Annotated in this window: 21 protein-coding genes; 18 read left to right on the top strand and 3 right to left on the bottom strand. The window is 37.8% G+C overall.

Features of this window, described 5'->3' with window-relative positions; all coding sequences use genetic code 11:
- The first annotated feature begins 221 nt into the window (after window positions 1-221).
- The 6 genes from H529_RS0100605 (at window position 222) to rlmB (ending at window position 5,172) form a co-directional block, all read left to right on the top strand.
- Window positions 222-2,084 (top strand): ASKHA domain-containing protein, encoded by a 1,863-nt coding sequence (locus H529_RS0100605; RefSeq protein ID WP_022854641.1) that lies wholly within the window; start codon window positions 222-224, stop codon window positions 2,082-2,084.
- Window positions 2,085-2,088: 4 nt separating this feature from the next.
- The gene (locus H529_RS0100600; RefSeq protein WP_022854640.1) at window positions 2,089-2,730 is read left to right on the top strand and encodes a phosphatidylserine decarboxylase; all 642 of its coding nucleotides are present in this window, start codon (window positions 2,089-2,091) and stop codon (window positions 2,728-2,730) included.
- A gap of 4 nt (window positions 2,731-2,734) precedes the next feature.
- Window positions 2,735-3,472: a CDP-diacylglycerol--serine O-phosphatidyltransferase gene (gene pssA, locus H529_RS0100595; RefSeq protein WP_022854639.1), complete on the top strand. Its 738-nt coding sequence runs from the start codon at window positions 2,735-2,737 to the stop codon at window positions 3,470-3,472.
- A 77-nt stretch (window positions 3,473-3,549) separates the two neighbouring features.
- Window positions 3,550-3,831 carry a DUF370 domain-containing protein gene (locus H529_RS0100590; RefSeq protein ID WP_022854638.1) on the top strand — a complete coding sequence of 94 codons (282 nt, stop codon included), beginning with the start codon at window positions 3,550-3,552 and terminating at the stop codon, window positions 3,829-3,831.
- Complete coding sequence (gmk, locus tag H529_RS0100585) at window positions 3,818-4,438, top strand: guanylate kinase (protein ID WP_022854637.1); 621 nt, start codon at window positions 3,818-3,820, stop codon at window positions 4,436-4,438. Before H529_RS0100590 ends, gmk begins: the two co-directional genes overlap by 14 nt.
- Complete coding sequence (gene rlmB / locus H529_RS0100580) at window positions 4,435-5,172, top strand: 23S rRNA (guanosine(2251)-2'-O)-methyltransferase RlmB (RefSeq protein WP_022854636.1); 738 nt, start codon at window positions 4,435-4,437, stop codon at window positions 5,170-5,172. Before gmk ends, rlmB begins: the two co-directional genes overlap by 4 nt.
- A gap of 31 nt (window positions 5,173-5,203) precedes the next feature.
- Here rlmB and H529_RS0100575 read toward each other — a convergent pair whose 3' ends face one another.
- Genes H529_RS0100575 through H529_RS0100565 form a run of 3 tightly spaced genes read right to left on the bottom strand, consistent with a single transcriptional unit; the run spans window position 5,204 to window position 6,800 of the window.
- Entirely contained in the window at window positions 5,204-5,668 is a 465-nt protein-coding gene (locus tag H529_RS0100575; RefSeq protein ID WP_022854635.1) for a hypothetical protein, read from the bottom strand.
- Window positions 5,626-6,273: a histidinol phosphate phosphatase domain-containing protein gene (locus H529_RS0100570; protein ID WP_022854634.1), complete on the bottom strand. Its 648-nt coding sequence runs from the start codon at window positions 6,271-6,273 to the stop codon at window positions 5,626-5,628. The genes H529_RS0100575 and H529_RS0100570 overlap by 43 nt, the downstream gene beginning before the upstream one ends.
- Window positions 6,274-6,284: 11 nt before the next feature.
- A complete protein-coding gene (locus tag H529_RS0100565; protein WP_022854633.1) occupies window positions 6,285-6,800 on the bottom strand; it encodes a bifunctional nuclease family protein in 516 nt (171 codons plus the stop codon).
- Window positions 6,801-7,006: 206 nt separating this feature from the next.
- On the opposite strand from H529_RS0100565, the gene lysS reads away from it, so the two are divergent.
- The 12 genes from lysS to flgK all read left to right on the top strand — a co-directional run bounded on the left by lysS (window position 7,007) and on the right by flgK (window position 21,366).
- On the top strand, window positions 7,007-8,500 hold the full coding sequence (lysS, locus tag H529_RS0100560; RefSeq protein ID WP_022854632.1) for a lysine--tRNA ligase: 1,494 nt from the start codon (window positions 7,007-7,009) through the stop codon (window positions 8,498-8,500).
- 13 nt (window positions 8,501-8,513) lie between these two features.
- The gene (locus H529_RS0100555; protein WP_022854631.1) at window positions 8,514-9,746 is read left to right on the top strand and encodes an FtsX-like permease family protein; all 1,233 of its coding nucleotides are present in this window, start codon (window positions 8,514-8,516) and stop codon (window positions 9,744-9,746) included.
- Window positions 9,739-10,437 carry an ABC transporter ATP-binding protein gene (locus tag H529_RS0100550; protein WP_022854630.1) on the top strand — a complete coding sequence of 233 codons (699 nt, stop codon included), beginning with the start codon at window positions 9,739-9,741 and terminating at the stop codon, window positions 10,435-10,437. The genes H529_RS0100555 and H529_RS0100550 overlap by 8 nt, the downstream gene beginning before the upstream one ends.
- 10 nt (window positions 10,438-10,447) lie before the next feature.
- Window positions 10,448-13,081, top strand: a complete 2,634-nt coding sequence (gene bamA, locus H529_RS0100545; RefSeq protein ID WP_022854629.1) for an outer membrane protein assembly factor BamA — start codon at window positions 10,448-10,450, stop codon at window positions 13,079-13,081.
- Window positions 13,082-13,350: 269 nt separating this feature from the next.
- Entirely contained in the window at window positions 13,351-14,112 is a 762-nt protein-coding gene (gene flgF, locus H529_RS0100535; RefSeq protein ID WP_022854627.1) for a flagellar basal-body rod protein FlgF, read from the top strand.
- Window positions 14,113-14,140: 28 nt separating this feature from the next.
- Window positions 14,141-14,923, top strand: a complete 783-nt coding sequence (gene flgG / locus H529_RS0100530; RefSeq protein ID WP_022854626.1) for a flagellar basal-body rod protein FlgG — start codon at window positions 14,141-14,143, stop codon at window positions 14,921-14,923.
- Window positions 14,924-14,929: 6 nt separating this feature from the next.
- Window positions 14,930-15,634, top strand: a complete 705-nt coding sequence (flgA, locus tag H529_RS0100525) for a flagellar basal body P-ring formation chaperone FlgA (protein WP_022854625.1) — start codon at window positions 14,930-14,932, stop codon at window positions 15,632-15,634.
- Between the two features lie 5 nt (window positions 15,635-15,639).
- Window positions 15,640-16,338, top strand: coding sequence for a flagellar basal body L-ring protein FlgH (locus tag H529_RS09560; RefSeq protein WP_162138212.1), 699 nt, complete (start codon window positions 15,640-15,642; stop codon window positions 16,336-16,338).
- A gap of 10 nt (window positions 16,339-16,348) precedes the next feature.
- The gene (locus H529_RS0100515) at window positions 16,349-17,446 is read left to right on the top strand and encodes a flagellar basal body P-ring protein FlgI (protein WP_022854623.1); all 1,098 of its coding nucleotides are present in this window, start codon (window positions 16,349-16,351) and stop codon (window positions 17,444-17,446) included.
- Window positions 17,447-17,459: 13 nt separating this feature from the next.
- A complete protein-coding gene (locus tag H529_RS0100510; RefSeq protein ID WP_022854622.1) occupies window positions 17,460-17,780 on the top strand; it encodes a rod-binding protein in 321 nt (106 codons plus the stop codon).
- A 22-nt stretch (window positions 17,781-17,802) separates the two neighbouring features.
- Entirely contained in the window at window positions 17,803-18,132 is a 330-nt protein-coding gene (locus H529_RS0100505; protein WP_022854621.1) for a hypothetical protein, read from the top strand.
- 12 nt (window positions 18,133-18,144) lie between these two features.
- Window positions 18,145-21,366 carry a flagellar hook-associated protein FlgK gene (gene flgK / locus H529_RS0100500; RefSeq protein ID WP_022854620.1) on the top strand — a complete coding sequence of 1,074 codons (3,222 nt, stop codon included), beginning with the start codon at window positions 18,145-18,147 and terminating at the stop codon, window positions 21,364-21,366.
- The last annotated feature ends 14 nt before the right edge of the window (window positions 21,367-21,380 follow it).

Genomic DNA, 21,380 nt, shown 5'->3' with positions numbered 1-21,380 from the left:
AGCTATCCCCCAAATTTTATGTTAGGTTTTGTCTATTGTATAAATTGTATAAAATTATACTATAAAAGACAACGTTTAAAATTCAACGGTTCAATCGATTAAAGTTGAGTACAAATTTATCAACACATAACTTAGTGATACCTTTGGCTAAGGAGTTTAACAATTTTTTAAGTTTGGTATAATACAGGTTTAGCTTTAAGGATTTTAAGGGATTAGAAAAAATGCCTAAGGTTAAGTTTCTACCGTTTAACGAAGAGTATGAGGCTCTTGAAGAGGAGACCCTTTTTGATGTAGCAATAAAAGCAGGTATTCATATCAACGCCTCTTGTGGTGGAACTGGAAGCTGTAATCGGTGTAAAGTGAGGTTGGTTTCAGGAGAACTGAAAGGAGAGATTTTAGAAGGTCAGTATTATAAGGCTTGTGGTAGTTACCCTCTAACAGACGTGGTGGTAGAAGTCCCTTTAACTACTTTCTTAGACCAGAAAACGTTATATCGCCCTGTTAAAAAAAGAGCTAAGTTTTTAGAACTCGCTCAGGTTGATTCTGATTCCCCTCCGATTAAAGAAGTATTTTTGAAACTAACCCCTCCGACCTTGGAGGAAAACACCGCAGATTTTAACAGACTAAAAGAGGAGCTTTATAAACAGGGTATCTCGGAACCAGAGGTTCCTTTAGAAGTTTTAAGAAAAATTCCCCATGTTCTTCGTCAAAAAAATTTCGAAACCATAGCTTATGTTTATCAGGCTTTAGATAATCCTAAAACATTCTTGTTAGACCTTACCGCAGAGCCTTTAGATCCCTTTTTAGGGGTAGCCATAGACGTTGGCACGACCACCTTACAGGTAGAGGTGGTTGACCTAAGAAAAGGAGAAGTTTTGGGTTTTAGTTCAGGTTACAACCCTCAAATCAAATACGGTGATGATGTTATTAGCAGGATAGAGTTTTGCAGAAGAGATGGAGGATTAAAGATATTATCTGAGGTTTTAAAAGAAAGATTAATCCTTTTGATAAAAGAAGCCTTGGGATCAAAAGGGCGGTTAGAAGAGGTGAAACTTATTTCTTTAGCGGCTAACACCGTGATGACCCATCTTTTTCTTGAACTTGAGCCAAGATATTTAAGAGAATATCCCTATGTTCCAGTAGCTACTGAATTTCCTGTTTTCTGGGCTAAAGATTTAGGTTTTACAGAGTTAAACGCACTTATCCAGATTATTCCTTGTAAAGCAAGTTATGTTGGAGGAGACGTAGTAGGGGGTGTGGTAGCTTCTAAGATGTATGAAGAAAGCCCTTTGACCCTTTTTATAGACCTTGGAACTAACGGAGAAATAGTATTAGGGAATCAGGATTTTTTGGTTTGTGCTGCCTGTTCTGCCGGTCCAGCTTTTGAAGGAGGCGGTATAAAACACGGGATGAGAGCCACCCTTGGTGCTATAGAAATGGTAAACATAGACCCTTATACTTATGAACCCATGGTGGTTACTATCGGTAAAACAAAACCTATAGGTCTCTGTGGCTCGGGAATCCTTTCTTTGTTGGCCTCTCTTTTTAGAGTAGGGATCATAGATAAATCTGGAAAAATTAAAAAAGACCTGATTCATCCCCGTATAAGAAGAGGGGAAGAAGGGTGGGAGTATGTAGTGGTTTTTAAACAAGACACCCAAACAGGAGAAGACATAGTTTTTACTGAAGCAGACATAGATAATGTTATCAGAGCCAAAGCCGCTATTTTTGCGGGATGCCAGGTTTTGGTTGAGTCTGTAGGGTTATCTTTAAAAGACATAGAGAGGGTTTATTTAGCAGGTTCCTTTGGAAACTATCTTGATGTAGAAGACGCTATTTCTATAGGCCTTTTACCGGATTTAGATAGAGACCGGTTTTTCTTTTTAGGTAACACCAGTTTACTCGGAGCTAAAATAGCCCTTCTTTCTCAAGAAAAGTTTGCTAAAATGAGAGACATAGCTAAGTCTATGACCCACTTAGAGCTTTCAAACTACCCAGGTTATATGGAGACCTATGTAGCTGCCCTGTTTTTACCTCATACAGACGAAAGTTTATTCCCTACCATAAAAAATAAAAAGGAGTAATTTTATGGTGCACAAAGAAGGCTTCCCTTGGGTGTTTTATCCCTTGCTGTTTGCAGGTACCAGTCTTTTATTTAAGAAAAGAAAGGCGGCGCTCTTAGGGTTAGGAATAGGGTTGGCTAATGCCTTTTTTTTCAGAAACCCTAAAAGAGAACCTGTCTTAGACCCAGAACTCATTATCTCTCCTGCAGACGGAAAGGTAGTTACTTGTCGGATAGAAGAAAATCCCTCTTGGTTTTCTACCCCCCTTTGGAGAATAGGGATTTTTATGAGGCTATGGGATGTTCATATCAATCGCTCTCCTATCACGGGTAAAGTCTTACGTATGCAATATGTAAAAGGAGAAAAACTTCCTGTTTTTAAAGAAGAAGCTTTTCAACAAAACGAAAAACAACTTTATCTTATAGAACGAGAGGATGGTACTCCTTTTTGGGTGGTACAGATAGCGGGGATGGTTGCAAGAAGGATAAGGGCTTTTGTCCTTCCTGGAGATGATGTGGTCGCAGGAGACCCTATTGGTATCATAAAGTTTAGCTCAAGGGTAGAACTTTTTTTCCCGGTTGAAAACTCTGAAATCTATGTAAAAGAAGGACATAAAGTTTTTGCTGGAGAAACTGTTTTGGGTCGGGTGTTATTAAAGAAGGATTAAAACTATGTTAGCCCTAATACCTAACATTTTTACTACCTTTAACCTTTTTTTTGGTTTTTATTCGATCATATGTTCCATACACGGAGATTTTACTAAAGCTGGCTGGGCTATTTTTTTAGCGATGGTTTTTGATATCTTTGATGGGAGGATTGCTCGATATTTAAAGCAGACTTCTAAGTTTGGCCTTGAATATGACTCTTTAAGTGACCTTATTTCTTTTGGAGTAGCCCCTGCTATTCTTATATACCAGTTTTGGCTTATAGAATTTGGTAAACTGGGATGGGTGAGTTGTTTTTTATATACTATCTGTGTGGCTTTAAGACTTGCGAGATATAACGTAAAAGCCCATTCTGGGTTTGGCTATTTTGAAGGACTCCCTTCACCTGCAGGGGCGGCTATTTTGGCTTCTTCTGTGCTTTTTATACAATCCTATCGTCCTGATTTTGAGCTTCCTAAATGGGCTACTCTAACTGCTGTAAGCCTTATCTCTTATCTGTTAGTTTCTCCTATCCAATATCCCAGCTTTAAGCACATAAAAATAGAAAAATCTCAAAATTTTTATCTTTTACTGCTTTTTGTAGGTGGTCTTACCATCTCCGCTGCCTATCCTTCTTACTCTATCTTTGTTCTAATCGTAGTATATACCTTATTAGGACCGGCTTTATTTTTTAAAACCAAGAGTATTAAAATCATAAAAAAATTTCGTAAAAGAAAGGATTTTAAAGAAAAATTGACAAAATAGAAAAATGTTTTACAATAACTAAAGATAAACTTGATTAATCTCTTTTAAACCAAAATTATCTTTTTACGGAGGTCTTTATGGGATGTAGTTGTAAACTTTTAAACATAGGTTTTGGCAACTATGTGGTTGCAGATAGAATCATTGCTATCGTAAATCCAAACTCTGCTCCTATGAAGAGGTTAAAGGAAGAGGCTAAGGAAACAAGAAGGCTTATCGATGCTACTCAGGGACGTAAGACTCGCTCTATCATCATCACCGATAGCAATCATATCATCCTTTCTGCTATACAAGCAGAAACTGTAGCTCAAAGGCTGATGTCTGATGGGTTAGAAAGGTTGGAGAAAGATGAAGAGGAATAAAAGACTAATCATAGTGGTTACCGGTCCTTCTGGGGCTGGTAAAAGCACGATACTTAAGGATTTGCCTCAGGATGAATTTTATTTTTCTGTTTCTCATACTACTAGAGCTCCACGTCCTGGGGAAGAAGATGGAAAACATTACTATTTTGTAAGTCGTTCTGTTTTTTTAGAGATGATAGAGAGAGATGAATTTTTAGAATGGGTAGAGGTTTTTGGGACCTTTTATGGAACGGCAAAGACAGAGATAGAAAAGGCCTTTACCCAGAACAAACACTTAGTGTTAGACATAGAGGTGGTAGGGGCCACCAGACTTAAGTCATATTTTGGTTCAGATGCCATATTTATTTTTATAGCCCCTCCTGACCTTCAGTCCCTAAAAACCCGTATCATTCAAAGGGGTACAGAAAACGAGGCTGAGGTACAAAATCGTTTAAAAAGGGCTAAAGAAGAACTCAGGTTTGCCTCTTGGTTTGATTATGTGATAGTAAACGAAAACTTAGAAAAAAGTAAAGAGCTTTTCTTTTCGATAGTTAAAGCAGAGTTAAGTAGACCTTATAGAAATCCTCAGTGGAAATATTTTTTATCTAACTTTAACCTTAATCTATGACCTCTTTTATTTATGGAATAAACCCTGTCTTAGAGGCTCTTAAAAACAACCCTAAGTCTATCGAAAAGATATGGTTTGATAAAAACCGTCTCTCAGGAAAAAAACATCAAATTTTAGAAAAGGCTAAAAAACTTGGGATTCCCGTTAAAATCTCAGAAAAATTACCTCCCAAAATACCAGCACATCTAAACACCCAAGGGGTGGTGGCCTATCTTTTAACTTTTAATTATGCCGATTTAGAGGATATAGTAGCCAACTGGGAAAAGAGAAGTGAAGTGCCTTTGGTGGTTATGTTGGACGAGGTAGAAGATCCTCATAACGTAGGGGCTATCATCCGTAGTGCTGATGCCTCAGGGGTTCATGGAGTGGTAATTCCTAAGGTTAGAGCCTGTGAAGTTACTGAAACAGTAGCTAAAGTTTCTGCAGGGGCTGTGTTTAACCTCCCTATAGCTAAGGTTACCAACCTAAAACATGCTCTTCAATTTTTTAAAGAGAAAGGTTTATGGGTATTAGGACTTACCCATAAAGCCGAAAAGTCTATATATCAGCTGGACCTTAAAATTCCCTTGGTTTTAATCGTAGGAAACGAAGGAAAAGGGATTAGACCTGGAATTTTAACTCAGTGCGACTTTTTAGCCAAAATTCCGATGAAAGGAAAGGTAGAAAGTCTTAATGTTTCGGTAGCTGCTGCTATAGCTCTTTTTGAGATCCAAAGACAACGCTCAATTTTTTAAGCCCGGCTTACAGCCTGTTTGCTAAGTTTTTTCATCCCCCTTTTAGGAAAAGCCTTAAAATTTTGGTTTCAATTTCAGGGTTAAAAGGTTTGGGTAGACCTGGAGTATAGGTCTTTATTTTACCATACGGGGGGATTATTTTTTTATTTCCTTTAGAGGTTTTTCCTTGATAGAAGTCTATTAATATAAACTCTGTAAGGTTGGTTATAACTCCAAAGAAAGGTAAAGGATTACTAACAAGTCTTGCTAAGCTTATAAAACCTCGTTCAAAACAAGATAAAAAGTTTTGAGGTTTGTAGTCTACCCAAAAATAGGTGTGATCTTTTTCTTGGATGAGAAGAGGTAGGGTTAACTCATAGGAAAAGTCTTCGAGAGATATGAAAAGTTTGGTATTAAATTTAAACAAAGTTTCAGGATACCCCAAGGTGCTAAAGATAAAAGAAAGTTGCTTTTCTATGAAGAAGTTTTTAAAAACCTTTTCTGAGCGATTTCCCATACTTTTTGAACTTCTTCTGCTGAAAGTCCAGCTCCTATCCCTACTTTAAGAGCTAATTCTTTGGACATAAAATCTGAGGGACTATGTCCGTCTGAGTTTATTACCAGATTAGCTCCGTAAGTTTTTGCCAAGCTGACTACATGTCCGTTGGTAAGACAGTGTCCTTTTCTGCCAGATATTTCTAAAAAGATTCCCTTTTGAGCTGCAAGTTTTACTTCTTCAGGCTTAATAAGCCCTGGATGAGCAAGGATGTCGGCTTCTCCCATGATAGCGGCAAGATTGGTCCCTTCAGTCACAGGCTCTACGATAGTTTCTCCATGGACTACCACTATCTCTGCCCCAGCTTTTCGACATTCTTTGATAAGAGGAGGAATAAGATCCGGAGGTACATGGGTTATTTCTACACCTACAATAAATTTTGGGATTAATCCTTGAACAGATTTTTTAAACTTTAAAAGACTTTGAAGAATATGTTCAAAGTTTGAGTGGTCTACGTGGTCGGTAATGGCTATGGCTTGATAGCCTAAAGCTTGAACCCTTCTCCATAACTCTGCTGGAATAAGTTCTCCATCGCTAAAGACTGAATGGCAGTGCAAATCAAACAACTTTCAATTCCTTACATTTTGTATTTGAAAAGTTTAGGATCCAGCTTTTCCAGAAAATCTTTTAGTTTTTCTTTTTCCTCTTTGGTGGTGATTACCATTTCTCCTTGTTTTTCACCTCCTGGAGTTTCAGAATAAATCTGACTCTTTTTAAACACCTCCTCATCTACAAAGATTTCAGCGTTAAGTCTTAAAGCTAAGGCTATGGCATCGCTGGGACGGGAATCTATTTCTAAAACCTTATCTCCGGTAACTACAGTAATAAGAGCGTAATAAGTGTTGTCCTTAAGGTCTACGATTTCAACCTTGGGAATGGTAATTCCCAGATTTTCGAATATATTTTTGATCAGGTCATGGGTTAACGGTCTTGGAAATTGTATGTTTTCTAACTTAGCTGCGATGGAAGTAGCTTCTAAAACCCCTATCCAAATAGGAAGGATCCTTTCTCCTTCTGCCTCTTTTAATAACATCACAGGACTGTTAGACATAGGATCCATGGCTATTCCATGCAACACCATTTTTATTTTCATAAAATCAAACCCCCCTTATACCCTCTTTATTTTTAATATGTTAAGACTTAATCTTTAAAAAGTCAAGCAATACAAAGGGGTTTGTATGGTTTCGAATTTGAAAGGTTGTCTTTTACTGTTTTTTACCTCCAGACTTTAAAGTAGGTTGGAAAAAGTAAAATTCGTAATAAAATAGGGCTGGAGTAAAAAATTTGGAGGGATAATAGATGTTAGAGGAAAGTCAGGTTATTAAAGTGCGTTTTGAAAAACTTGCCAAACTTGAGTCTATGGGAATTAAGACCTATCCCAACGATTTTCGTCCTAAGGATAAAGCAAAATATATAAAAGAAAAATACCAAGAGTTAAGCCCTGAGGAGATAGAAAAAAAGACCCAAGAATTTGTGGTAGCAGGGAGGATTATGGCAAAAAGGGAGATGGGTAAACTTATTTTTGCCCATCTCCAAGACGATACAGACAAAATTCAAATTTTAGTGGCTAAAAATGAGTTGGCTCAAGAAGATTTTGATTTTTTTAAGAAATTTATAGACATAGGGGATATCATAGGGGTTAAAGGAAGGCTTATCAAAACCAAGACCGGTGAGATTACCATCTTGGTGAAGAGTTTTAAACTCTTAACCAAGGCTCTCCGGCCTTTACCTGAAAAATATCACGGGCTTAAAGATACTGAGTTAAGGTATCGGATGCGCTATGTAGACCTTATCATGAATCCTAAGGTAAGAGAGCTTTTTAGACTACGCACCCAGATTATCCAGTATATAAGAGATTATTTTATTTCTCAGGGATTTTTAGAAGTAGAAACCCCGATGATGCATCCTATAGCAGGGGGTGCAGCTGCTAAACCTTTTATTACCTATCACAACGCTTTAGACATGAATTTATATCTTAGGATAGCGCCTGAGCTTTATCTAAAGAGACTTATCGTAGGTGGTTTTAATAAGGTGTTTGAACTTAACAGAAATTTTAGAAATGAAGGGGTTTCAAGTAGACATAATCCAGAGTTTACTATGTTAGAGTTTTACGAGGCTTATGCTACCTATGAAGATCTTATGAAAAGAACCGAGGAGTTGTTTTATGGGCTTGCTTTGGAAATAACAGGTAGCTCTAAGATTACTTACCAAGGTCAAGAGATAGACTTTACTCCTCCTTGGAAACGGGTTGAGTTTTTAGACTCTCTTATAGAGTTAGGAGGTATTCCTAAAGAGGTACTCTTTGAAAAGGAAAAACTTATTAAGTTTGCTAAAGAAAAAAGAATTGAGCTAAACCTAAAAGATCCACGTATAGGTAAATGGTGGACTAAGCTTTTTGAAGAATTAGTAGAACCAAAACTTATACAACCTACCTTTGTGGTAAAATTTCCTGTGGAGGTTTCTCCCTTAGCCAGAAGAAGTGATGAAGACCCTGATTTTGCAGAGAGGTTTGAGCTGTATATTGCAGGAAAAGAAGTAGCTAACGCCTTTTCAGAGTTAAACGACCCAAGGGACCAGAGGCAAAGGTTTGAAGAACAAATTAAACTAAGAGAAATAGACGAAGAAATACCCCCTGAGATTGACGAAGATTTTATCCGAGCCCTTGAATATGGTATGCCTCCTTGTGCAGGAGAAGGTATTGGTATAGATAGAGTGATTATGCTTTTTACCGACAGTCCCTCGATAAGAGAGGTCATTCTTTTCCCCCACTTGAGGAGAAAAGAGGATCTTTAAAAGGATATTTTGAATGAGGTTTTCTAACAACTGGAGGCTCTGGTTAGCTTTAAAATATGTTTTTTCACGGAAAAGAGAGCGTTTTACAGGGATAATAGCGGTTATTGCTGTTTTAGGAGTAGCTCTCAGTGTAGGAGCCTTGACTGTAGTAAATGCCGTGATAACCGGTTTTAAAGAAGCAGTAGCAGAAAAGATTTTAAGTTTAAACCCCCACATCACGATCACCTTCTGGGAAGAAGGGTTAACCCCTAAGATAAAGACTTTAGTAGAAAAAGAGATTCCTAAAGACCAATTGTTAAGCCTTCAGGAGACATCTTCTATTCAGGGATTAATCATCGCTCGTTCCCATCCTATAGGTATAGTGCTTAAAGCTTCTAACTTAGATATGTTGGCCAAAGAAAAAGGTTTTAAGGTATTTTATGTAGAGAAGGATTCTTTAATCAGTGTAAAAGAACAGAAGATAATTCCGGTAGTGGTAGGGAAAAAATTAAGAGACCGATTAGGGCTTGGGGTAGGAGAAGTTTTAAATTTTATGAGTGCTCAGGGTATGTTTACCCCCTTCGGTTTTATGCCAAAAATATTAGACCTAAAAGTAGTAGGTTGGTTTGAAACAGGGGTTTATGATTTTGATTTAAACCTTGTTTTTGCCCCTTCTGAAACGTTTTTTTCTTATCTTACCCCTACCAACAGGTCTTTAGAGATTAAGCTAAAAGACCCATTTAAATCAGGGATTTACAAAGATAGGTTGCTTTCCTCCTTAGGTTTTGGAGTTCAAATCCTTGACTGGCAAGAATGGAATAGAAACCTTTTTGCTGCCCTTAAGATGGAAAAGTTAGGTCTCTTTGTAGTGCTAAGTCTTATGATTGCCGTTTCTCTTTTTACGATAATCGCCGCCATGATCATGCTTGTTTCTGAGAAAAAAATGGATATAGCTATTTTAAGAGCTCTTGGAGCCTCTTCTAAGGATGTAATGATCCTGTTTTTTTATAGTGGTTTTCTGTTTGCATTTATAGGGGTATTGTTAGGTTTGGTGTTAGGAGGAAGTCTTTGTTTGGTTCTTTCTAAATATCCGGTGGTAAAGCTTCCAAGTGATGTTTATCCTGTAGAATACATGCCGGTTTCTTTAAAATTTTTCGACCTTTTGGTTATCGTTCTGGTTTCTCTTTTGATAAGTCTGTTAGCCTGCCTTTATCCGGCTAAGAAGGCTTCTGAGGTTATGCCTGCAGAGGTTTTACGCCATGGATAACCTTCCTGTCTTAGTCCTGAAATCTATATCAAAAAAATACCAGCATGCAAACGAAAAGATCGAGGTATTAAAAAAAATCGACTTAGAGGTATATCCAGGAGACCTTATAGCCATAGTAGGACCTTCTGGGGTTGGGAAAACCACTTTGTTAAACCTTATGGGTACCCTTGATCAGCCTACAGACGGAGAGGTATATTTTCTGGGTAAAAAGATAGATTATAAACAAGAGGAGCATATCCTTGAAACACGAAAGAGGATAGGCTTTGTTTTTCAGCTACACCATCTTTTACCAGAGTTTACGGTTGTGGAAAACGTTATCCTTCCAGGGTTGATTGCCAATCTGACCATAGAGGAATGCATGCAAAGGGCGGAGGTTCTCTTGAAAAAACTTGGGATTTTTCATAGAAAAGACCATAAACCTTCTTCTCTATCTGGAGGAGAAAGACAACGGGCAGCCATTGCCAGGGCGCTTTTTTTAAATCCGGTTTTGGTGCTGGCAGATGAACCTACCGGTAACCTTGACCCAGCAAGTACAGAAGAGGTAATCAACGCTTTTTTAACCCTTAACCAAGATTTTAACACCGCAGTGGTGATGGTAACCCATAACTGGGATTTAGCTAAAAGAATGAAAAAAATTTTTTTGCTAAAAAACGGTTTTCTGGTAAAATGGGAAAAAGAGACCCTCGAATAGGGGTTAAACCTTGAAAAAATTATTTTTACTCTTTATTTTTCTATGGCTGGGATGGTTACCTTCCCTTTTTTCAGCTCAAACAAATCTTCTTATCTATTCTGCCAAAACTATAGGTGACCCTACCGGTAGTCAAATTTTAGAAGCTTACCTTCAAAAACTTCAAGAAACACTTAAAAAAGAAGGGTTTCTCTTAGAAAAAAAGGTCTATTCTACCGAAGAAGCTAAGGCCTTCCTGAAAACAGGGATTTATGAAGGTATAGCTGAGATCAAGGGTGTGGTTATAGGGAATAGTGTGAGCCTTGAATGGAAACTTCTTTTACCTGGACCAAGCACTCAGTATTTTAACGTGGTAGGAGAAACAGGAAACATAGATACCTTGGTTTCTAATACGGTACCATATTTAAAAAGTATCTTTGAGAAAAAAGAAATAGTAGAAGAAATAAGATTAGTAGGTAATATGAGGATTAAAGAAGACCTGATTTATCCAAACCTTACTACCAAACCTGGCGACATTCTTGACTATAAAAAATTAAACACAGATTTGAGAAATCTCTATAAGATGGGATACTTTGAAAACATCGAGGTTAAGTTAGAAAAAGGAGCCAAAGGGGCGATAGTAGTTTTTGAATTTAAAGAGAATCCTTCTATCAAGGAGGTAGTTTTTAAAGGTAATAAACAGGTAAAGAGTGAAGATCTGTTGAAAATCATCAATCTTAAGGAAGGTACGGTTATTACGTCTAAGGAGCTTGACAGGATTCTTGAGACGGTAAAAGCCTACTACGAACAGTTAGGTTACAGCGGGACTGATGTGAAAATAGACTTAGAAAAGGTTTCCCAAGCTCAGGTGAAGTTGATAGTAGAGATAAAAGAAGGAAAGAAAAAATATATAAAAAAAATAGAATTTATAGGAAATAAAGCTATTTCAGAAAAAGAGTTGAGAGGTTTACTTTCTGTTTCAGAAAAATCTATATTTTCCCCGGTTAAAAAAGTTACTCAATATCTGAGAACTCTGACTACTCCAGAACCAGTGGCTGAACCTGGGGTTTATAATCTTGCCTTTCTTTATAGAGATTTAGGAAAAATAGAAAGTTTTTATAAAAATCGTGGTTTTATCGATGTTAAGGTAGGAGAACCTTTGGTTAAAGAAGAAGAGGATGGGGTAATAATAAAAATCCCTATAGAAGAAGGAGATCAATATAAAGTTGGAAAGGTGGAGATACAACAGGATCTTTTTCCAGAGGATAAGATTTACAAAAAATTAAAGACCTTACCTGGGAAGGTTTTTAGTTTAGAGTCTTTAAAAGTAGATGAGACCACCCTTACCCATCTTTTTGCAGACTATGGTTATGCCTATGCTAAGGTGACCACCGATTTTAGTAAAGACCCCAAAGCAAAGGTTATTAACCTAACCTTTAAGGTGGATAAGGGACCTGTGGTTTATGTCAACCGTATTGAGGTAGAAGGAAACACCAAAACCAGGGATAAGGTGATTAGAAGACAAATTAACATAGCCGAAGGTTGGCCTTATAGTGAGAAGAGAATAGAAGAAAGTGAGGTAAGGATAAGAAGGTTGGGATTTTTTGAAGATGTAAAGATAGAAAAAGAAAAAGCTGCCAAAGAAGATGAAGTTAACCTTAAGGTAAAGGTTAAAGAAATGCTTACTGGTTCGTTTGGTATCGGTGGTGGTTATAGTTCCTATGATAAGTTTATATTAATGTTAGACATAACAGAAAGAAACTTTTTAGGTAAAGGCCAGAGGTTAAACTTGGCAGCAAGACTGGGTACTAAAACCAGCCGTTACTCTATAAATTTTTACGACCCATATTTTAGAGATACCAAGTATTCTTTCGGCTGGTCTCTTTATAACTTTGATATAGAATATGACGATTTTACCAAAGATAGTAAAGGTGCTTCCTTAAAAATAGGATATAACCTTACCTCCAAACTTTCTGTGTATGCAGGCTATAGATTAGACTATACCACCCTTGAAGACCTTTCAGATAACGTAGCCAAAATCATTTTAGAATCTAAGGATATCAAACTTACCAGTGCCTTTCAGTTTGGGTTAAACTATGACTCAAGGAACAGGTTTTTTATGCCTACCAAGGGTTGGTATCATGCCTTAGATTTTGAGATAGCTGAAAAATGGTTAGGAGGAGACAGTAATTACATAAAGATAGAAGGGGAACACCAGGTCTATCATACCTTTCATAAGCTTACTTTCCATGGGGTCCTAGGGTACGGATATCTAACCGAAGGTGGAGCCAGAAAAATCCCAGTTTATGAAAGGTTTTTCTTAGGAGGAATAAATTCGGTAAGAGGATATAAATACGGAGATATTTCTCCTAAGGATCCTGAGACAGAAGATAAAATAGGGGGTACCAGAAAGTTTTATACCCAGTTCGAGGTTATCTTTCCACTGATAAAAAATATCAATTTAAACGGGGTAGTCTTTTACGACATGGGAAACGTCTGGGATAAAAATACCGAATTTCAGTTTTCAGACCTTAGAAAAAGTGTAGGTATAGGCTTAAGATGGCTTTCTCCTTTTGGTCCTTTAAGGTTAGAATGGGGTTATAATATCGATAAGAAACCTCGAGAGGATTCAAGTAACTTCAACTTTAGTATCGGCGGAAATTTTTAGTTTTACACAAAGTCAACTTTTTGATAAAGTCAAAAAAATGACATTTTTGGGTACTTCGTAGTTTGTTTAATATCTAATAGCGTGGTTTTTTCAGGAAAAATATTTCTAGTAGTATAAAGAAAAATTTTCCTTGACCTGACAATCGGTAGGAAAAGTTTTACCTTCTTTTTTTTCCCGCAAGTGGCATTAGTAATATCTACATCTTTAAAAATGGGCATGGTTTTTGTATATAATCTTTCAGAAACTTTTAGTTTATAAGAGAGGTTTATATGAAAGGGATACACATTAATCCTCAGTTAGGGTTGCTTGAGGCTTTAGAGGCTGCCCAACTTCTTGACAGAAGGTTAACGGTTACTACCAATAATTTGGCCAACGTTGACACCCCAGGTTATAAAGAAGACAGGTTGAGTTTTCAAGAGGTTTTGATGAAAAAAATCGGTCCTAAAGGCAGAAGGGCATTTAAAGAAACCGTACCTTATTTGAATAAAGAACAGGGTATTTTAGAGCATACACAAAATCCTTTACACTTTTCTATCGTAGGGGAGGGGTTTTTTAAGGTTCAAACCCCTAATGGAATAGCCTATACCAGGGCAGGTAATTTTACGATTGACACTCAGAGGAGGTTGGTTACCCCAGAAGGATATCCAGTCTTGGTTAACGGAACTCCTTTGGTGGTTGACCCTGGTATGGCAAGAGGAGGACTTATTACGATGGAGGATTATAGACTGCAAGTTTCTCCTGATGGGATTTTATCTATAGATGGAACAGAGTTAGGAAGGTTTGACGTGGTTACTTTTCAAGATCTAAATAAGCTTAAAAAAATAGGAGAAAACCTATATATAGCAGAAGGTATGGAAGAGATACCAGCTACTAATTATGAGATTAGACAAGGTTTTATAGAAAAGTCTAACGTAAATCCTATAAGAGAGATGGTAAGTCTGATTGAGATTCAGAGGACTTTTCAGTCAGTCCAAAAGGTTATTCAAGGTTGGGATGAAGCAACAGAAAAACTGTTAGGTTTAAATAGATAAAGATAATTAATAGAGGAGGAAAAGCACGATGATAAGAGGACTTTGGAGTGCTGCTACAGGGATGCAAGGGCAGCAGTTGCAACTTGACGTGATAGCCAACAATCTTGCTAACGTAAACACCGTAGGTTTTAAAAAAAGTAGAGTTGATTTTGAAGATTTGTTTTATCAAAATCTAAAGCTTGCTGGAGCTTTGACAGCAGACGGAACTCAGGTACCCGTGGGAATGCAGATAGGTCTTGGGGTAAGGCCAGTTGCTGTTCCTAAGTTGTTTACCCAAGGAGAGTATCAGCTAACCAACCAAGAGCTTGATTGGGCGATAGAGGGTAGAGGGTTCTTTATGGTAATCATGGGAGGAGAGGAATATTATACTAGGGCAGGAAACTTTAAACTTGATCGTGATGGATACATCGTTACCCCTGACGGTGCAAGATTACAACCTGAGTTTGCCGTTCCTCAGGGTACAGCAAGAATTGAGGTTACCCCAGACGGAATCATTACTGCCCTTGGCCCAAGAGGAGAAACCTTAGCCCAAGCCCAGCTTACCCTTTATGATTTTACCAACCCTGCAGGTCTTTATGCGGTGGGAAGAAATCTATTTAAACCTACAGATGCTGCTGGAGATGTTATAGAGGGTAACCCTGGACAAAATGGGTTTGGAACCATAGCTCAGGGTTATCTTGAGATGTCTAACGTGGACATCGTAGAAGAGATGGTAAAAATGATCATTACCCAAAGGGCTTATGAATCTAATTCTAAAGGAGTGTTAACGGCAGACCAGCTTTTAGAGATAGCTAACAACCTTAAGAGGTAGCGATAGATGAAAGGAGTATGGTTGTTTGTCTTCTTTATGGCTGTGTTGGTGAGTTTTAAGCCTGTTATGGGAGTAGAGTTTTACACCGAGGCGGATTATAAAAAAATTTTCTTCCAAGAAATACAATCAAGGCTAAGCAAGGTATATCCAAAATTGAGTTTAGAAAGGTTTAGTGTAGAACCAAGGGAAGCTAAGGTGATTAAAGGAATGCCTTACCAGGTTAAATTTTTAGGAAGACCAGGTCTTGGGTTTAATACAGTTATCCTGGTGTTTTTTAAAGACGGAAAAGAAGCTTTTAGGGTTAGACTCTGGGGTTATGTAGAAAGTAATGTTTCTGTGGCAGTGGTAGCTAAGCCGTTAGAAAAAGGAGAGGTAATCACTAAGAACCACTTAGTTTTTCAAGAGAAACCTCTCTCAAGGCTTCCTAAGGATGTGGTTTTAGAAGAAGAAGAGGCATTAGGTAAAGAGGTAAGAACAAGCCTTAAGCCTAACGTGGTTTTGAGAAAGTCTTTTTTGAACGAACCTGTTTTAGTAAAAAGAGGTCAAGAGGTGTTAATCATAGGTAAAGGGCGAGGTTTTTTAGTTAAAACCAAGGGTAAGGCCTTACAAGATGGAAGAAAAGGGGAGGTTATAAAGGTTAGAAATTTAACCAGTAAAAAAGAAGTTTTAGGCAAAGTAATCTCAACAAACGAAATTGAGGTGATGCTATAATGAGAATGTCAAAAATTTGGCTATCATTGTGGCTTATATTTTTGTGGGGCTGTTGGGAGTTTGACCCGAAAACCCCTCCTACTCCACCACCTCCCCCTGAAGTAGCTGTTCAAGTAGAAGAAGGTCGGTATTTAAGTAAAGGCTCTTTATTTAAAGAAGGAAGGGATTTATATGGCTATGCAGATAAAAGAGCCAGGTTTGTAGGGGATATTCTTACGGTTAAGATTGTAGAGACCTATCAAAGCTCTAACACGGTAAGTCAAAAAAGTGGAAAAAGCAGTTCTGCCTCTGCAGGTCTTTCCAGTATTTTAGGCTATGAGAGAGATATAAAAGGCATGTTTTTACCTGATGCCGCAGACTTAGGGAGTTTGTTTAAAGGTGAGATGAGTTCTTCTACCTCTGGACAAGGTCAGACATCAAGACAAAGTAAGATTGTGGCTACCTTAAGTGCACGGGTGGTTAAAGTTTTACCAAACGGGAATTTAGTAATTCAAGGGGTGAGAACCATAAAGAGAAATAGAGACCTTGAGTATATAACCCTTACAGGGATCGTAAGACCAGAAGATATAGCTGCAGACAATTCAGTGCTTTCTACCCAGATTTCTGATGCCTATATCGAATACAGCGGTAAGGGTCCTAATAGTGAAGCTGCAAGTGGGCCGGGAATCATTACCAGACTTTTACAACTATTTTGGTTATTTTAGAGGGAGGGGTATGAGAAGGATAATCTGCCTTTTATTTTGTTTGAGTTTTTTTCTGGTAGACCAGGCCTTTTCTGTAAGGCTTAAAGATATCAGCGAGGTAGAAGGGGTTAGGGGTAATTTTTTGGTAGGTTATGGACTGGTAGTTGGTCTTAAGCAAACAGGAGATGGAGACCAGACTAAGTTTACCGTGCAGTCCATAGTAAACATGCTTGAAAGGTTTGGGATTTTAGTGCCTAAGGAACAGGTGAAATTAAAGAACGTGGCTGCTGTGATGGTTACTGCCTATTTACCTCCCTATGCTAAGCCAGGACAAAGGATAGATGTAGAGGTTTCTGCTATAGGTGATGCTAAAAGTCTTCAAGGAGGAACCTTATTGATGACCCCTTTAAAAGGTCCTGATGGTCAAGTTTATGCCTTAGCTCAGGGACCTATTTCTATAGGTGGTTTTGGGGCCCAAGGAGGTGGGGCTCAAGTTCAGGTAAACCATCCTACCGTAGGTAAGATTCCTAACGGAGCCATAGTAGAAAGGGAGGTTCCGATGGAAGACCTAAACAGTCTATCAAAGGTGGTTTTAAGCCTGAAAACCGAAGATTTTACCACGACTTCAAAGATAGTTGAGGCTATCAACACTTACTTAAAGGGAAACTATGCAAAGGCTTTAGACCTTAAAAACATAGAGCTAAACGTACCTTATAACTATCAGAAAAGGGTAGTAAAACTTTTAGGAGAAATAGGTAACCTTGAGGTTATACCTGATAGCCCGGCAAGGGTGGTTATAGACGAAAAAACCGGTACGGTTATCATCGGAGAAAACGTAAAGATTTCAAGGGTAGCAGTAGCTCATGGAAATTTAAGCGTTGAGATAAAAGAGACCCCAGAAGTTTCTCAGCCATACCCTCTTTCTCCAGGTGAAACGGTGGTAACTCCAAGAACAGAAATACAGGCTAAAGAACAAAAAGCAAAGATTGTGGTTTTAGAAGAAGGAGTAACCTTAGGAGAACTGGTTAGGGCCCTTAATGCAGTTGGAGCAACTCCAAGAGAGCTCATCGCTATCTTGCAGGCTATAAAGGCTGCAGGGGCTTTACACGCAGATTTGATAATCATATAAGAGGGTCTAAACGATGAAAGCTTATGGGATTTACTATCAAAACCTAAATGAGATAACCAATTTGGCAAAGAAAAACCCTAAAGCTGCGTTAAAAACCCTTTGTAATGAGTTTGAATCTCTTATTTGGTATGAGATTTTAAAAAACTTTGACCAATCTATGTTTAAAAGCAATTTATTCCCCGAAACCTTAGAAAAAAAGATTTATCAGGATTTTCTTTACCAAGAAATAGGAAGGAACGTATCAGGAAGGCCAGGGAGTTTAGGGGATTATCTTTATCAAAACCTTTTAAAAAGCGCTTACCTAAAGAATAAGATAGAAAAATCCGATAAATAACTATACAGGAGGTGAGTTTAAGATGGTGAGAAAAGAACTTATAGAGCTAAAAGAGACTTTAGAAAAGGAAAAAAGGGCTCTTATGAAAGGAGCGATAGAGGAAATTTTAAAATGGGCTTCTTATAAAGCCAGGCTTGCAAACTATTTAAAAGATAAAGCTGACTTTACTAAAGAAGAGCAGGAGATGTTGGAGGAGATTTTTAAAATCAACGAGAAAAATAAAATGATAATCCAGGCTGGTCTTAATTTTGTAGAAGAAGCCTATAGTTTTTTAACCAACATCTTTTGTCAGCAAGAGACCTACGGAAAAGTTCCCCAACAACCTCCAAGGGTTATTTCTAAATCTGCTTAAGGAGGATAAGCTATGGCTGGACTTACAAGCACTTTAAATATAGCTAAAAATTCGCTTCTTGCCTTTCAGTTAGCTACTCAGGTTATAGGACATAATATTTCTAACGTAAATAACGAGGCCTACTCCAGACAAAAGGTAGTAGAAACCACCTATCCTCCCAGTCCATCTCCCGTAGGACCTATAGGAACAGGTGTAAGGATAGACTTTATTAAAAGATATTTTGATGTTTTTTTAGAAAGAAACCTGAACCTAAAGTATACAGATTTGGGCCTATACAATGCAGAAGAGTCTGGACTTAACGTTTTAGAAAGCCTTTTTAACGAGGTAAGTGAAGGGGTTGGACTTACGACAGTTTTAAAGAATTTTTGGGATTCTTGGCAAGCCTTAGCTAACACCCCTGAAAATTTAGCTGCAAGAACGCAAGTTTTAGAGAACGGAAAGTTAATATCTGAAATTTTTCAAAGTAAGTTCCAAGGACTTAGAGATCTTGAAAACCAGATTGGGCTTAAACTTAAAACCATGGCAGAAAACATCAACAAAATATCTTCTCAAATCGCTGAATTAAACCTGCAGATTATCGCACTTGAGTCTGGAGGAAAAACCGCCAACGACCTAAGAGACCAAAGAGATAATCTTATTAGACAACTCTCACAGCTGGCTTCCATTCAGTATTTTGAAACCAAAGAAGGGGCTTATAACGTTGTTTTAGGTAAAGGGTTTAACCTGGTAAATTTGGATAGAACCTGGAAGCTTGAGATCTCTGGTACAGATTTATACTGGGTAGATACTTCAGGAGCCAAAGTACCTATCTCAAGCAAAGAGGTAGCTTCCGGAGAACTTGGGGGTTGGTTGAGACTTCTTGAACAGCTCTCAGATAAATACAACTATGAATATGTTTCAGGAAACAAGATAAATTTTAATATTTGGGGGAGAGCGATTTCTGAGAGTGACAAACTCTCAGACCTTGGACTTTCTGGTACTGTAACCTTTAATGTTACAGGCACCGACCATTTTGGAAATGCTATCTCTGGAAGTATCTCTTATGACCTTTCAACCAACCCTGACGTCACCTTAAGAGATCTTTTGGACCAAATAGAAGGATTTTACAACTATACAGTCAAAGCTTATATAAAGGATGGTAGGCTTTTTGTGGAAGACAAATTTAGGGGTCCTGGAAAGATTAGTTTTTCTATAAGTGGGCCTTTTGATTTTGGAAACTTTTCAGACCCTGCTTATCAAAGAAGGGTAGAAGAGTTAAATTTAGCAGGTAAACTTAAACTTTTTGGTGAAGAGCTGGTAAAAGCTGTAAACGAGCTTCATACTCAAGGGGTAGGGCTTACGTTCTATACAGGAGAATTAGAAGGGGCTTATTCAGCCCAAAAATATATCAAAGAATTGCCCTATTTTCTTGACCTTGCCAAAAATCAGACAGGAAATCAATTTACAGGGTTTTTCTATATATGGATTAAAAATCCTCAAGGTCAGATTACTCCTGTAAAAGTATCGGTTGATGGGTTATCTGTTAACGCTACCCTTGATGATTTAGTAGATAGGATTAACCTGTCTTTTCAACAAGCAGGTTTTTATGACCCTTCAGATCCAAATGCTACATATCTTAAGGCCTTGGTAAGAGGAGGAAAACTTGTTTTTCAGGCTAAAGAAGGCTATACTTTTGCCTTTTCAAACGATACCTCAGGGATTCTGCTTTCTACGGGGATAAATCTCTTTTTTGTAGGAACAGACCCAGAAGATTTTTCTGTAAACAATGCTCTTGTGCTAAAGCCAGAGTTAGTTGCCTCAGGTAAGATGGACTTAAACGCCTTAAGAACAGAAAATCCTCTTTTTAAAACCTATAAGAGTGTTTTCACAGTTAACCCTTTTCAAACTTTTGATAATAGCTTAAGTAAAATCTATCTTAGGTTTTATGATGATAAGGTCAATCAGGTGCCTTTGTTTGACCAAAACCCTTATAACGAGAAGGTTTTCTTTGTGTTAGGAGGTAATGTTTCTGAAAATACCAAATTGACAGACCTTGGGTTTTCTGACGGAACCATCATAAACTACGGAGGAACTCTTTATGATGGAACAGCAGTAGCCGGTACTTTTACGGTCAATCCTTTTAACACGGTAAAAGACCTTATGGAAGGCATTAGAGCTACCTACAACTATACGGTAGAGGTTTATATAAAAGACGGGATGTTATGTATAGAAAATAAAACTGCAGGCGATAGTCAGTTAACCTTTAATTCTGTTGAGTTAACTCAGAATAGTTATTTTGGCCCTAACTATAGATGGAACGTTACCCCTTCTCAAGAGTATTTTGTAGAGATTCCTGTGGCCACAAACGAAGCCCTCTCTTCTATCCTTGCTAAAATAGACAGACTTCCTTATCTAAGAGCTTACGTTGATGCAGAAAATAAAGCGGTTTTAGGGCTTGAGGCTACCCAGACCAGAGCTTATGCCTTTGAAATAGGAGACAACAGTAACGTAAACGGGTTTATAGATTTTTTGAGCGCTCAACAGATGTATATTCCTTCTTTTAGAGGAGACCCAGATGTGGCTACCCTTAGGGTAACGACAGGTTTTGAAGACTTTGATTTAGATCCTATAGACGAGGACTATCTTTCATTTTATCTTTTCGATAAGAAAGGGAGTTACTTAGATACCTTCAGGGTAAGGCTTGATGATGGAAAGACTATTTTAGACGTGATCAAAGAGATTAATTCACCTCAAAACGCAAAGTATGGTCTTTCTGCAAGGCTTGATAGGTCTGGCAAGCTTATAGTAGAAACTACCGGACTTTATCAAACGGCAACCTTTGTAGTCCAAGATGAGTTCTATGATGGAATCAACTATACCCAAACTAAATATGATCAAGGGTTTATAAATGCTCTTAAGGGTTATGAGTTTAAGAGAGGGGATAACCGGACAGCTCAGGCTATAGCTGACCTTTCTTCTGTTACCAGAGAAGATTTAAACTATTCTACCCTTGAGGACTATTATTCAAGTTTGGTAGGAGAAGTAGGCTCTGCTACTAAGGCTGTAAAAGATAACAAAAACTTTTTAGAAACGTTAATTTCTCAGATAAAGGCGATAAAAGACAGTATTTCAGGAGTTTCTTTAGACGAAGAGATGACTAATCTTATCAAATATCAGCAAGCCTTTGCCGCAGCTGCAAAAATTTTAACCTCAGTAGAAGATATGTTAGAAACCCTTATCAGTGCAAAACGTTAATATAAGAGGGTAAG

The sequence above is a fragment of the Thermodesulfobacterium thermophilum DSM 1276 genome, from assembly GCF_000421605.1.
Classification (GTDB): domain Bacteria; phylum Desulfobacterota; class Thermodesulfobacteria; order Thermodesulfobacteriales; family Thermodesulfobacteriaceae; genus Thermodesulfobacterium; species Thermodesulfobacterium thermophilum.
The sequence above is the reverse complement of the archived record's forward strand: the minus strand, read 5'-3'. Positions and strand labels throughout refer to the sequence as shown.